The organism is Azospirillum sp. UENF 312511 (assembly GCF_058780635.1).
On the sequence record NZ_JBSNCG010000001.1, the window covers coordinates 489,771 to 502,431 of the forward strand.

Genomic DNA, 12,661 nt, shown 5'->3' on the forward strand with positions numbered 1-12,661 from the left:
GCCATGCAGCAGCGTCCTCTCACCCGTCTGGATCAGGTCCAGCTCGATGCGGTGGTGCGCCGGCACGAGATGTTTCGGAACGCCCGCATCGGCGGAGCGCGGGCGACGCTGTCCTTTTTCGACCTGAACGGGCTCGATCTCGCGGGGCGTGACCTCGCCCATGCCGACTTCGTCGGGGCCAGCCTGCGCGGCGCCAATCTGGCCGGGGCGCGGCTCGACTGCGCGTCGATGTTCGCCACCGACCTGCGGCTGGCCAATCTGGAAAACGCCAGCCTGATCAAGGCGGACCTGCGCGGCGCCTGCCTGCGCGGGTCGATCCTGATCGGCGCCAACCTGTTCGAGGCCGACCTGCGCGACGGCTCGCTGGCGGAAAAGGACCGCGACGGCAGCCTGCGCGTCATCCGGGTGGAGGGCCAGCCGACGGAAGCGTCGGGGGCCGACCTGTCCGGCGCCAACCTGACCAACGCCCGGCTGTCCGGGGCCATGGCGATCCACACCGACTTCACCGACGCGCTGATGCGCGGGTGCAAGCTGGTCCGCGCGACCATGCGCGGGGCCAACTTCACAGGATCGAACCTGGAGGGGGCGGACCTCTCGGGGGCGGACCTGCGCGGCGCCTGCCTGCGCGGTGCGGTGCTGACCGGCGCCACCATGGTGATGACGGAGCTGGCCGACGCCGACATGGAGGACGCGCTGACCGACGATCCGGTGGGCCGTGTCGTCGCCGAACTCGGGCGTCCGCTCGACGAGCTTCTGCACGACCACATCCGCTGGGTCGGGTCGAGCGGGGCGGAGGGGACGGCGCTCGACCTGTCGGGCTTCGACCTGCGGCACGCCCCATCGCTGGCCCACACCTGCCTGACCATGCTGCGGGCGGTGGGGGCGACCCTCTACGGGCTGGACCTGACCAACGTGCAGCTCCAGGCCGCGATCCTGGAGAAGGGCGACCTCCGGCTCGCCAAGCTGGTGGGCGGCGATCTGCGCGGCGTGAACCTGCGGCTCGCCAAGCTGAACAACGCCGACCTGCGCAAGGCCAACCTGCGCCCGCTCTACTTCGACGAAAGGCGGTCGATGCAGTCCGACCTGTCGGGCGCGCGGCTGCGCTACGCCGACCTGCGCGGCGCCTGCCTGCGCGAGGTGAATTTCGCGGGCGCCGACCTGTCCTTCGCCAATCTGGCCGGCTGCGACCTGACCAAGACGGACCTGACCAACGCCCGCATGTTCGGGGCGAAGCTGGAGCGCCGCGCCCTGTCTGACGGCGCCATTCTCGACGGTGTGGCGGGGCTCAAGCTTTAGGACTATATCTGTTGCGGATTTCCTGCGGGAGTGCGGTCCCATGTCCGGGCGCGTCGGTGCGGTTTGCGGTGGCGTGATGTTCGGTCTGGTGCTGGCGGTCGGGCTGACGGCCCTGTCCGGTCCGGCGCAGGCGCGGTCGTCGGTGTTCCTGTCCTTCGGGGGGCCGGTCTATCCCGACTATCCGCCCCTCTACCGGCATTTCCACGGCTATCCGCCGCCGGTCTACGGGCACCCGGTCTATGGGCCGCCGGTCTACGTGGTGCCGGCCCCGCCGCCGGTCGTCTATGTGCAGCCGGCGCCCGTTCCGGCCCCGTCGCCCACGGTGGTCTTCACCGAGCCGGCCCCGGCCCCCATCGCCGCCACCCCGACCGGTCCGGCCTACACGGCGCGCAACGGCCAGCTCTGCCGCGAGTACCAGACGACGGTGATGGTCGGCGGCCTGGCGCAGCCCGGTTACGGCACCGCCTGCCGCCAGCCGGACGGAAGCTGGCGGGTGGTCAACTGACCGGCGGGCGCGGCCGTCGAAAGCGTCGTCAGGCCGCGCCGCCCGGCGTGCCGATGGTGGCGCTGCCCTTCTCGTGCCCGTCGGGGTCCATCGTGTCGGCGTAAGGTTTGCCATCCGGCGTCGTCGTTTTCGGGTGGCGGCCTTCCTTTTCGGCCTGAAGCCGTTCGGAGATGCCGGTCGGCGCGTCGTCGGCGCGGCGCGGGTCGGCGTTCGGCGCGGGGCCGCCCGTGCTGCTGGGGTCGCCCGGGATCTGCAGGCCCCGGGGATTGACCGGCTGGTTGGAACGGTCCTGTGCCATGGCGTCTGTCCTTTCCTGGAAAGGCGAATCCAACCGGTCCGGGTGGAGCGAGTTCCCCATTTCATCGACGGACAGGGCCGCTCTGCACCGCACTATGCCTCCTAAGACCGTGACGGCGGCGCGGAATGTGGTATATCCGGGCAGCGGTTCAGCCCGAGGAGAGTTCTTTGCCCGCCGATACCCGTGCTCTTGGCGCGCCGGCGCCCAGCGCGTTGGCCGATGACTCGTCGAATGCGCCGGCCGGTCAGCCGCTGGTTCTGGCCCTGCCCAAGGGGCGCATCCTGAAGGAGCTTCGCCCGTTGCTCGCCCACGCCGGCATCGAGCCGGAAGCGGCGTTCGACGACGCGGACAGCCGGCTCCTGCGTTTTGCGACCAACATTCCGAATCTCAGCATCATCCGCGTCCGGTCCTTCGACGTGGCGACCTTCGTCGCCTTTGGTGCCGCCCATCTGGGCGTGGCCGGCAACGACGTGCTGATGGAATTCGACTATCCGGAAATCTACGCGCCGCTCGACCTCGGCATCGGAAAGTGCCGCCTGTCGGTCGCCGAACCGGTCGAACTGGGGGAGAGCGACGATCCGTCGCGTTGGAGCCACGTGCGCGTCGCGACCAAATACCCGGAGGTCACCAGGAAGCATTTCGCAGCGCGCGGGGTGCAGGCGGAGTGCGTGAAACTGAACGGCGCGATGGAGCTTGCCCCGACCCTCGGCCTGTGCCGCCGCATCGTCGATCTGGTGTCCACCGGCTCGACGCTGAAGGCGAACGGGCTGGTGGAGATCGAGCACATCGCCGACGTCACCTCCCGCCTCATCGTCAACCGGGCCGCCTTCAAGACGCGGCCCGAGGAAATCTCCGGTTGGATCGACCGCTTCCGGGAGGCTGTGAATGCCCGTCAGGCTTGATGCCCAGGACCCCCGCTTCGCCGAAGGCTTCGAGGGGCTGCTGCACGCCAAGCGCGAGACCAGCGAGGATGTGCAGGCGCTGGTCGCCGGCGTCATCGACGCGGTGCGCAAGCGCGGCGACGCGGCGCTGATCGACTACACCGCCCGCTGGGACCGCCAGACGCTGACTCCCGCCACCCTGCGCATCTCCCAGGAGGAGGTGGACGCGGCGGTCGGGCAGTGTGGCGGCGACCTGCTGCGCGCGCTCGACACCGCGGCGGAGCGGATCGAGAGCTTCCACCGGCTCCAGGTGCCGGAGACAACCGACTACCGCGACGCCCAGGGCGTGCGGCTGGGCGCCCGCTGGACGGCGGTCGGCGCCGCCGGCCTCTATGTGCCGGGCGGCACGGCGTCCTACCCCAGCTCCGTCCTGATGAACGCGCTGCCGGCCAAGGTGGCCGGGGTGGAGCGCATCGTCATGGTGGTGCCGACCCCGGACGGGGCGATCAACCCGCTGGTCCTGGCCGCCGCCAAGCGCTGCGGCATCACCGAGATCTACCGCATCGGCGGCGCCCAGGCCGTGGCGGCGCTGGCCTACGGCACCGAGACCATCGCGCCGGTGGACAAGATCGTCGGGCCCGGCAATGCCTTCGTCGCCGCCGCAAAGCGGCTGGTCTACGGCACCGTGGGCATCGACAGCATCGCCGGCCCGTCGGAGATCCTGGTGGTCGCCGACAACCGGAACGATCCGGCCTGGATCGCCATGGACCTGCTGTCCCAGGCGGAGCACGATACCTCGGCCCAGTCGATCCTCATCACCGACGACCCGGCTTTCGCCGACGCGGTCGCGGCGGCGGTGGACCGGCATCTGGAGACGCTGCCCCGCGCCGCCATCGCCGGGGAAAGCTGGCGCGAGCACGGCGGCATCATCGTGGTGCGCGACCTGCTGGCCGAGTCGCCGGCCCTGATCGACCGTCTGGCGCCGGAGCATCTGGAACTGGCGGTGGAGGACCCCGACGCGTTGGCCGCGAAGGTGCGCAACGCCGGGGCCATCTTCCTCGGCCGCTACACGCCGGAGGCCATCGGCGACTACGTCGCCGGTCCGAACCACGTCCTGCCGACGGCGCGCTCCGCGCGCTTCTCGTCGGGCCTGAACGTGCTGGATTTCATGAAGCGGACGACCTTCGTCGCCTGCGACGCGGAGAGCGTGAAGGCGATCGGCCCGGCGGCGGTGACGCTGGCCCGGTCGGAGGGTCTGGACGCGCACGCGCTGTCGGTGGCGCTGCGCCTGCCGGGGGGAGGTCAGGGGTGAGCACGAAGGGCAACCGCCGCATCGTCCACGTGACGCTCGACGAGAAGACCGTCATCCGGCGCAAGCCGGAGGTGGAGCACGAGCGCGCGGTTGCCATCTTCGACCTGCTCGAAGACAACGAGTTCTGCCCCTGCGACCATGCGGACGACGGCCCCTATCACCTGCATCTGTCGATCGAGGACAACCGGCTGGTCTTCGACGTCCGGCGCGACGACGACAGCGCGCTGGACAAGATCACCCTGCCGGTGACCGGCTTCAGGTCCATCGTCCGGGACTATTTCCTGATCTGCGAAAGCTACTATCAGGCGATCAAGCGCTCCACGCCCTCGCAGATCGAGGCGATCGACATGGGGCGCCGCGGCCTGCACAACGAAGGATCGGAGATGCTGCGCGAACGGCTGGCCGGAAAGGTCGAAATGGATCTCCAGACGGCGCGTCGGCTGTTCACGCTGATCTGCGTCCTCCACATCCGCGGCTGACGGGGTCGGGCGGCGCATGGCCCCGGTGCTGCAACCGCTCCCCGTGACGAGCGTGTTGTTCGCCTGCACCTACAACATGATCCGCTCCCCGATGGCGGCGGCGATCATGCGGCATTTCCATGGCACGCGCGTCTATGTCGACTCGGTCGGCGTGCGCGAGGGGGACGAGGTCGATCCCTTCGCCGTGGCGGTGATGGAGGAGATGGGCATCGACCTGTCCCGCCACCGCTGCCGCAGCTTCGAGGATCTGGAGGACACGAATTTCGACCTGATCGTGTCGCTGTCGCCGGAGGCGCAGCACCGCGCCATCGAGATGACCCGCACCATGGCCTGCGACGTGGAGTTCTGGAACACCTTCGACCCCACGCTGGTGGACGGCAACCGCGAGGCGATGATGGAGGCCTACCGGAAGGTGCGCGACGGGCTGCTGAGCAGGATCAAGGAGCGATTCCCCCTCTCCCGCGGTCCGACGGTGTGACCATCCGGTGGTTTGGCGGCGGGATTTCGCGAAGTGCTTTTTCAAGGTTGGGTTGAGGTGCTATTGAGATGAATCATCGAATGGCATGCGCGCCTCCCCCTAGACTTTAGCGGTCCCTGAGAGGTTCCCCGCCTGATGCTCGCCGGTCTGCCGTCCCGCCTGTTTCGTAGCACCGGCCTGCGGAGTCTCCGGCTGCGTCTGATGGGCGTCGTGCTGATGTCCCTGGCCCTGCCGCTGGCCGGGGCGCTGTACTTCTTCGACCAGCAGCTCGACCAGCGCCTGAGCAGCGCCCGGGAACTGGCCCGGCACCTGACCGAGGACGGGGTGGAGCGGCAGCGCGACCTGATCGGCGAGGCGCGGAACCTGCTGGGCGTCCTTGCCCTGGTGCCGGCGGTCCGCGACGCCGCCCACGGCAACACCGACGCCTGCGTCGCCACGCTGGCGCCGATGCCGCGGCAGCACCGCTGGACGACCGGCGTGTGGGTGACCGACCCGAACGGCCTTCTCATCTGCGACACCACCGGCCCCGGCTCTGGGATGAGCCTGCGCGAGCGCGAGTACTTCCAGCGGGCGCTGGACACCAAATCCTTCGTGCTGAGCGAGGTGGTGATCGGCAAGCGGTCGGGAAAGCCGCTGATCCTGGCGGTGCAGCCGGTTCTGGTGAACGGTGAGATCGAGCGGGTGCTGGGCGTCGCCATCGATCTCGCCTGGCTGACCGATCTCGTGAAGGTGACGCGGCAGGACGACGCGCGAATCCTGGTGCTGGATCGCCACGGGGTGGTGATCGCGCGCCAGCCCGATCCGGAAGGCTGGGTCGGGCGCAGCATGGCGGATTACCCGCACATCCGCCGCATGCTGGCCGAGGGCAGCGGCGCATTCGAGGGCGAAAGCGCCGATGGGCTGAACCGAATCTGGGCCTTCCGCCACTCCCCGGAAACCGACACCGTCTTCGCCGTGGGCATGCCGACCGGGCCGATCGTGGCGGATGCACAGCGCGACCTGCTGCGCGGGCTGGTCCTGCTCGGCATCGCCGGGCTGCTCAGCGTGGCGGCGCTGTGGTCGTTGCTCCACGCCTCGGTCCTGCGCTGGATGCGAGTCCTCAGCCAAGCGGCGACCCGGATCGGTGCCGGCGACGTTGGGACCGTGGTGGAGGCCCGCGGCGCGCCCGACGAAATCCGGCTGGTGGCCAACGCCTTCAACGACATGTCGGGGCGGTTGAAGCGGCGTGAGCAGGAACTGCGCGCCGCCATGGAGGAGGCCCGCGCCGGCAGCCGTGCCAAGGAGGACTTCCTGGCGACCATGAGCCACGAGATCCGCACGCCGATGAATGGCGTGATCGGCTTCGCCGACATGCTCCTGGAAACGCCGCTGACGGCGGAGCAGCGGCGCTACGCCTCCCAGGTGCGGGAAGCCGGGCGCTCCCTGCTGACCGTCATCAACGACGTGCTGGACCTGTCGAAGCTGGAGGCGGGCAAGCTCGATCTGGTCTGCGTGCCGTTCCGGCTGGACGATCTGGCCGACCGCTGCCAGGCCATCGTGCGGCTGGCCGCCGAGCAGAAGGGGCTGGAGATCCACACCTCCGTCTCCGCGGCGGCGCGCGGCTATGTGCTGGGCGATCCCGACCGGGTGCGCCAGATCCTGCTGAACCTGTTGGGCAACGCGGTGAAATTCACCGATACGGGCAGCGTCCTCCTGACCGTCAAGGCGATGGGCGACGAGTCCGGCCCCCGCCGCTACACCTTCACCGTCAGCGACACCGGCATCGGCGTGCCCGAGGACCGCCAGCGCGAGCTGTTCCAGCGCTTCAGCCAGCTCGACCGCGGGCGTGGTGGCACCGGGCTGGGGCTGGCCATCTGCCACCGTCTCGTGGAGTTGATGGGCGGCGAGATCGGCGTGGAGAGCCGTCCCAGCGTCGGCAGCACCTTCTGGTTCAGCCTGCCGCTGAAGCCCGCCAGCGCCCCGGAACAGGACGACCATGACGGCGGCGGCCTGCACGATCACGAGCCGTCCAGCCGCGGCGCGCGGATCCTGCTGGCCGAGGATCTGGCGATGAACCGCGATCTGGTCATCGCCATGCTGACCCGCGCCGGGCACCATGTGGACGCGGTGCCGGACGGCGCCGCCGCCGTGGCTGCGGTGCAGGAGCGCACCTACGATCTCGTCCTGATGGATGTGCAGATGCCGGTGATGGACGGGCTGGAGGCGACGCGGCGCATCCGGGCGCTTCCCGGCGCGCTGGGCCGCATCCCGATCCTGGCCCTGTCGGCGGGAGTGCTGGCCGTGGAGGTGGAGCGCTGCCGCCAGGCCGGGATGGACGATCATCTGGCCAAACCCTTGGAGAAGAACCGCCTTCTGGCCGCCGTCGATTATTGGAACGGCGAGGGGCGGCGCACGGCGGTCGACGCCGGACCCACCCACAGGGCCGGTACGCCGGTCGATTGAGTCCTCCGTGCCGATCCGGGGCAATGATTAAGAAAAATTAAGGCTTTTGTGCTAAAGCTGCGCCGAAGGGTTCCGCGATGGCGGTTCCGGTCTGACGGTTCCGGTGTTCCATGAAGGTCGCGCTGCCTCCACTCGCCCCGATTCCCGAGCGCAAGCCGGATGTTCCCGCGTCGCCGTCCGCCACCGGCGCCGCGACGGGTGGATCGTTCCAAAGCGCGCTGGCGGACGCCCAGCCGGTCCCCCGCGGGCGGCTGGCCAACGGACAGAAGGTGCCGCCCCTGCCGGCCACGAAGCCGGAGGCGCCGATCCAGCTCGCCGACGGGACCCGCGTGCCGTTTCCCGCCCGCAAGCCCGAGGCCGCCGCGACGGCGGTCGCCCAGTCGACGGTGATCGGCGCCGCCCTGGCGAACAGCCCGGCCGCCGGGCAGGTGGTTCTGGCGGCCCAGCAGGTCGCCGGCCTGTCGGGCCACAGCTTCACCGCCATTCTCGCCCAGGCGACGCAGGAAAGCGGGCTGGACCCGGCGGCCCGCAACCGCTCCAGCTCCGCCGCCGGCCCGTTTCAGTTCCTGGAGCGCACCTGGCTCGACCTGTTCCGCCGCCATGGCGCCGCCTACGGCCAGGGGGAACTGGCGAGCGCAATCCAGAGCCGCAATGGCATTCCCTCGGTCAAGGACCCGGCGGTGCGCCGCCAGATCCTGGCGCTGCGCCACGACGTCGACCTCTCCGCCGGGATGGCCGCGCGCTACCTGTCCGAAGGGCGCGACCGGCTGGAGGAGCGGCTGAAGCGGCCGGTGTCGGAGACCGAGAGCCGCATCGCCTATGTGCTGGGCGTGGGCGGGGCGGCCAAGCTGATCCGCGCCGCCGAGTCGTCGCCCAGGGCCTCCGCAGCGGAGCTTCTGCCCTCTGCGGCGCGGAGCAACCGCGGCCTGTTCTACGACCGCGCGTCGGGCCGGGAGCTGACGGCGTCGGAAACCGTCGCGTGGCTGACGCGCCGCATGGACACCGACCAGAAAGAGATGTTCGAACGCATCGCGCAGGCCGCGGAACCCCGCGTCCGGCTCGATGGCGGCCCGTCGCCGCTCAGTTCTTTCCAGTCGGCGGCGCTTGGCGGCACCGCGGGCATGGACGCGGACGGCGCGGGGGAGTATGAAAACGGCGACGGAAACCCGCTCGGCTGAACCGCCGGCTGTTTCCGTCCCATCTGGAAGGCTTTGGCCAACCCCCACGCCGGAGGCTCACCGCCCCCGGTGGAATCCCCCTTGACCGGGCGGCTTCGGGAGGTCAGTTATTGCCTCGAAACTGTTACGGACTTAAGGGGCTATGGCTAAGGAAGATCTGATCGAGTTCTCCGGAACCGTCGTCGAGCTGCTGCCGAACGCGATGTTCCGTGTGAAGCTCGACAACGAGCATGAAGTGCTGGCGCACACCTCCGGCAAGATGCGCAAGAACCGCATCCGCGTGCTGGCCGGTGACCGCGTCAATGTCGAGATGACGCCCTACGACCTGACCAAGGGCCGGATCACGTTCCGGTTCAAGTGATTGAACCGGTTTTCCGCGTTGAACCGGTTTCCACCGTCGGCCATCCTCCCCGCGTTATGAGCACCGAAACCACCCACCGGCTCGTGCTGGCGTCCGCCTCGCCCCGCCGGCTCGACCTGTTGCGCCAGATCGGCGTGGTGCCCGACGCGGTCGACCCCGCAGACATCGACGAATCGCCCCTGCCGCGGGAGCTTCCGCCCCAGCACGCGCTGCGTCTGGCCGGCGAGAAGGCCGCCGCCGTGGCCGCGCGCCATCCCGGCGCCTTCGTGCTGGCCGCCGACACGGTGGTCGCCTGCGGCCGCCGCATCCTGCCCAAGGCGGAGGAGGAGAAGCAGGCGCGCGCCTGCCTCGCCCTGCTGTCCGGGCGGCGGCACCGGGTGTTCGGCGGGGTCGTGCTGCTGTCGCCCACCGGCGACGGGGAGGCGCTGCGCCGGTCGGACCGGCTGGTGCGCACCGACGTGACCTTCAAGTCGCTGTCCCACGAGGAGACCGAGTCCTACATCGCCTCCGGCGAATGGCAGGGCAAGGCCGGCGGCTACGCGATCCAGGGCCGGGCGGCGGCCCACGTGCGCTGGATCGGCGGCTCCTACAGCAACGTGGTCGGGCTGCCCCTGTTCGAAGTGGCGGCGCTGCTGCGCGGCGCGGGGTTCCCACTGCCGTGAGTGGCCCGGCGGGCGGTACCGGATCGGAAATCCTCATCGACCGCGACGGTCCGCTGACGCGGGCCGCCGTGCTGACCGGCGGCCGGCTGACCGACCTCTATATCGACCATGCCGAGCGTCCCTCCCTGCTGGGGCATGTGTTCCTCGGCCGGGTGGAGCGCATCGCGACGGGGCTGGACGGTGCCTTCGTCGATCTCGGCACCGGAAAGTCGGGCCTGCTCTCCGCGCTGGACGCCCGCGGGCCGCAGGGGCGCCCGAAGGCCAAGGGCGAGCGGATCGGCAACCTGCTGCGCACCGGCCAGACCGTGCTGGTGCAGGTGAAGGCCGACGCCACCGGGTCCAAGGGGCCGTCCCTGACCATGGACATCACCCTGCCGGGCCGCTTCCTGGTGCACGCGCCGCTGGGACGCGATGTGGCGGTGTCGAAGCGGCTGGGCAGCGGGCCGGAGCGCACCGAACTGGCCCGCCGCATCCAGGACATCGCCCCCGGCGCCGGCTGGATCGTCCGGGCGGGCGCCGCCACCGCGCCGGACGGGCTGCTGGCTGCGGAGTCGGACGCGCTGCATCTGGCGTGGCGGTCCATCCGCGACGCGGCGGAGCGGGGCGGCGGCCCCTCCTTGCTGCTGACCGGTCCCGACGCGCCGCGCCGCGCCCTGATCGAGCATGGGGCAACCGCTCCGTCGCGGATCATCGTGGACGACGTGGCCCTGGCCCGCGACCTCGCCGACTGGTGCGCCGACCGTGCACCGGACCTGGAGGAGCGGGTGGAGCCCTTCGACGCCCGGCTTCTTGCCGCGCCGTGCCCTGATCGAACAGGGGGCGGCCGGCAACGGCTGTTCGACCTGCGCGACCTCGACGCTGAAATCGAAACGTTGCTCGGTACGCGGGTGCCGCTGTCCGGCGGCGGGTCGCTGGTCATCGAGCGGACCGAGGCGATGACCGTGGTAGACGTCAACGCGGGGGAGCGTGGCAACCCGCTGGATGTCAATCTGGAGGCGGCGGCGGAGATCGCCCGGCAACTGCGCCTGCGCAACGCCGGGGGGATCGTCGTCGTCGATTTCGTCAACATGCGCAACCGGGGCGACGCCGAACGGCTGCTGAACGCCCTGTCCCGCGCGGTGGAGGACGACCCGGCGCAGACCCAGGTCTATGGCCTGTCCAAGCTGGGTCTGGTGGAGATGACCCGCGCCCGGCGCGGCACGGCCCTGGCCGAATTGCTGGGAACCGTCCGCACGGCCGCGGCGGAGGATTGAGCGATGAACGACAACCAAAAGCCTGTTGAAAAAGCCTGCCCGATCTGCGGCCGCCCGGCGGTGGAGGAGACCAAGCCCTTCTGCTCCAAGCGCTGCGCCGACGTGGATTTGTCGCGCTGGCTGGGCGGCGTCTACCGCATCGAAAGCCCCGACCGCCCGGACGCCGAGGAGGCCGACGAGCGGGAGTGACGGGGCGGCGGATTTCTGCATTTTAGGGCTGGACAGGCCCGGCGAATTTGCCTACAAAGCGCGCCTCGACGCGCCGCGGTCTCCACCGCGGCCTCGGTGCCCAGGTAGCTCAGTTGGTAGAGCAGGGGACTGAAAATCCCCGTGTCGGCGGTTCGACTCCGTCCCTGGGCACCACTTCTTCCCCTCAAGGGGTTGTGGTGTTTCAAACGCTCCGTCATCCGCGGGGCGTTTTTTGTTGTCCGCGCCGCGTCACCCGGCCGGGCGAGCGCGCGGAAGGGGTGGCGTTCCCGCCGCGGCGACCGTATCGTGCGTCGCGCAACGATCCGGCGCGGATGGCGGGATGCTCGATCAGCGGACAAGCGCGTTTCTTGAGGAATTCCTGGCGAAGCCGGGCGGCGATCCCGAGCGGCTCGACCGCTTCCTGCTGCACGGCCCGTACCGCGGCCGGCGCGGCGGCAAACCGCGGCTGAAGCTGGCCTTCCACGACTTCTGGCCGGAGTTCGACAAGGGCACGAACTTCTTCATCGAGATCCTGTCCAGCCGCTTCGACCTGTCGGTGGTCGAGGACGACAGCGACCTCGCCATCGTGTCGGTCTTCGGCGGGCGGCACCGCGAGGCGCGCAGCCGCCGCACCCTGTTCTTCACCGGGGAGAACGTGCGCCCGCCGTTGGACGGCTTCGACATGGCGGTGTCCTTCGACCGCGTCGACGACCCGCGCCATTACCGCCTGCCGCTCTACGTCATGCACGCCTACGAGCACATGCGGGAGGGGGCGGTGCCGCATTTCTGTTCGCCGGTCCTGCCGCCGGTGCCGCCGACGCGGGCGGCCTTCGCGGAGCGCGGCTTCTGCGCCTTCCTCTACAAGAACCCGAACGGGGAGCGCCGCAACCGCTTCTTCCCGGTGCTGGACGGGCGGCGGCGCGTCGATTCGGTGGGCTGGCACCTGAACAACACCGGCAGCGTCGTCAAGATGGGCTGGCTGTCGAAGATCCGCGTCTTCGAACGCTACCGTTTCGCCTTCGCCTTCGAGAACGCCAGCCATCCCGGCTATCTGACGGAAAAGATCCTGGACGTCTTCCAGGCCGGGGCGGTGCCGCTCTATTGGGGTGATCCCGACCTGGAGCGCGAGGTGGCGGTCGGCAGCTTCATCGACGTGTCGCGCTTCGCCACGGACGAGGAGGCGGTGGACCACATCCTTGCGGTGGACGACGATTACGACGCCTATTGCGCCCACCGCGCCGTGGCGCCCTTCCTGGGGACGGAGGAGTTTTATTTCGACGCCTACCGCCTCGCCGACTGGATCGAGAGCCGGCTGTAAGGGCTGGGG

The 12,661-nt window shown here is 70.0% G+C and carries 14 protein-coding genes and 1 tRNA gene; 14 read left to right on the forward strand and 1 reads right to left on the reverse strand.

Annotated elements, in window-relative coordinates; genetic code table 11:
- The first annotated feature begins 3 nt into the window (after positions 1-3).
- Positions 4-1,296, forward strand: a complete 1,293-nt coding sequence (locus tag ACWPN7_RS02135) for a pentapeptide repeat-containing protein (protein ID WP_040134548.1) — start codon at positions 4-6, stop codon at positions 1,294-1,296.
- A gap of 40 nt (positions 1,297-1,336) precedes the next feature.
- Positions 1,337-1,801, forward strand: a complete 465-nt coding sequence (locus ACWPN7_RS02140; RefSeq protein ID WP_149650257.1) for an RT0821/Lpp0805 family surface protein — start codon at positions 1,337-1,339, stop codon at positions 1,799-1,801.
- 28 nt (positions 1,802-1,829) lie between these two features.
- Here the strand turns inward: ACWPN7_RS02140 and ACWPN7_RS02145 are convergent, their stop codons facing one another.
- Positions 1,830-2,099, reverse strand: a complete 270-nt coding sequence (locus ACWPN7_RS02145) for a hypothetical protein (protein ID WP_459197807.1) — start codon at positions 2,097-2,099, stop codon at positions 1,830-1,832.
- A gap of 167 nt (positions 2,100-2,266) precedes the next feature.
- Between ACWPN7_RS02145 and hisG the strand changes: the two genes are divergently transcribed.
- The 12 genes from hisG (at position 2,267) to ACWPN7_RS02205 (ending at position 12,652) form a co-directional block, all read left to right on the forward strand.
- On the forward strand, positions 2,267-3,001 hold the full coding sequence (gene hisG, locus ACWPN7_RS02150) for an ATP phosphoribosyltransferase (protein WP_247894836.1): 735 nt from the start codon (positions 2,267-2,269) through the stop codon (positions 2,999-3,001).
- Positions 2,985-4,292 (forward strand): histidinol dehydrogenase, encoded by a 1,308-nt coding sequence (gene hisD, locus ACWPN7_RS02155; RefSeq protein ID WP_459197808.1) that lies wholly within the window; start codon positions 2,985-2,987, stop codon positions 4,290-4,292. Before hisG ends, hisD begins: the two co-directional genes overlap by 17 nt.
- Positions 4,289-4,771, forward strand: coding sequence for a UPF0262 family protein (locus ACWPN7_RS02160; protein ID WP_040134544.1), 483 nt, complete (start codon positions 4,289-4,291; stop codon positions 4,769-4,771). The genes hisD and ACWPN7_RS02160 overlap by 4 nt, the downstream gene beginning before the upstream one ends.
- A gap of 16 nt (positions 4,772-4,787) precedes the next feature.
- Positions 4,788-5,249: an arsenate-mycothiol transferase ArsC gene (locus ACWPN7_RS02165; protein ID WP_149650255.1), complete on the forward strand. Its 462-nt coding sequence runs from the start codon at positions 4,788-4,790 to the stop codon at positions 5,247-5,249.
- A 135-nt stretch (positions 5,250-5,384) separates the two neighbouring features.
- The gene (locus ACWPN7_RS02170; protein WP_459197809.1) at positions 5,385-7,691 is read left to right on the forward strand and encodes a hybrid sensor histidine kinase/response regulator; all 2,307 of its coding nucleotides are present in this window, start codon (positions 5,385-5,387) and stop codon (positions 7,689-7,691) included.
- 110 nt (positions 7,692-7,801) lie between these two features.
- Positions 7,802-8,869 (forward strand): lysozyme family protein, encoded by a 1,068-nt coding sequence (locus ACWPN7_RS02175; RefSeq protein ID WP_459197810.1) that lies wholly within the window; start codon positions 7,802-7,804, stop codon positions 8,867-8,869.
- Between the two features lie 142 nt (positions 8,870-9,011).
- The gene (gene infA, locus ACWPN7_RS02180) at positions 9,012-9,230 is read left to right on the forward strand and encodes a translation initiation factor IF-1 (RefSeq protein WP_014198195.1); all 219 of its coding nucleotides are present in this window, start codon (positions 9,012-9,014) and stop codon (positions 9,228-9,230) included.
- 56 nt (positions 9,231-9,286) lie between these two features.
- Positions 9,287-9,892, forward strand: coding sequence for a Maf family protein (locus tag ACWPN7_RS02185; RefSeq protein WP_149650253.1), 606 nt, complete (start codon positions 9,287-9,289; stop codon positions 9,890-9,892).
- On the forward strand, positions 9,889-11,145 hold the full coding sequence (locus ACWPN7_RS02190) for a ribonuclease E/G (RefSeq protein WP_459197811.1): 1,257 nt from the start codon (positions 9,889-9,891) through the stop codon (positions 11,143-11,145). The genes ACWPN7_RS02185 and ACWPN7_RS02190 overlap by 4 nt, the downstream gene beginning before the upstream one ends.
- A 3-nt stretch (positions 11,146-11,148) precedes the next feature.
- Complete coding sequence (gene yacG / locus ACWPN7_RS02195) at positions 11,149-11,334, forward strand: DNA gyrase inhibitor YacG (RefSeq protein WP_040134539.1); 186 nt, start codon at positions 11,149-11,151, stop codon at positions 11,332-11,334.
- Positions 11,335-11,432: 98 nt separating this feature from the next.
- Positions 11,433-11,508 (forward strand) — tRNA-Phe (locus ACWPN7_RS02200).
- A 166-nt stretch (positions 11,509-11,674) separates the two neighbouring features.
- Positions 11,675-12,652 (forward strand): glycosyltransferase family 10 domain-containing protein, encoded by a 978-nt coding sequence (locus ACWPN7_RS02205; protein ID WP_040134538.1) that lies wholly within the window; start codon positions 11,675-11,677, stop codon positions 12,650-12,652.
- Positions 12,653-12,661 lie beyond the last annotated feature (9 nt).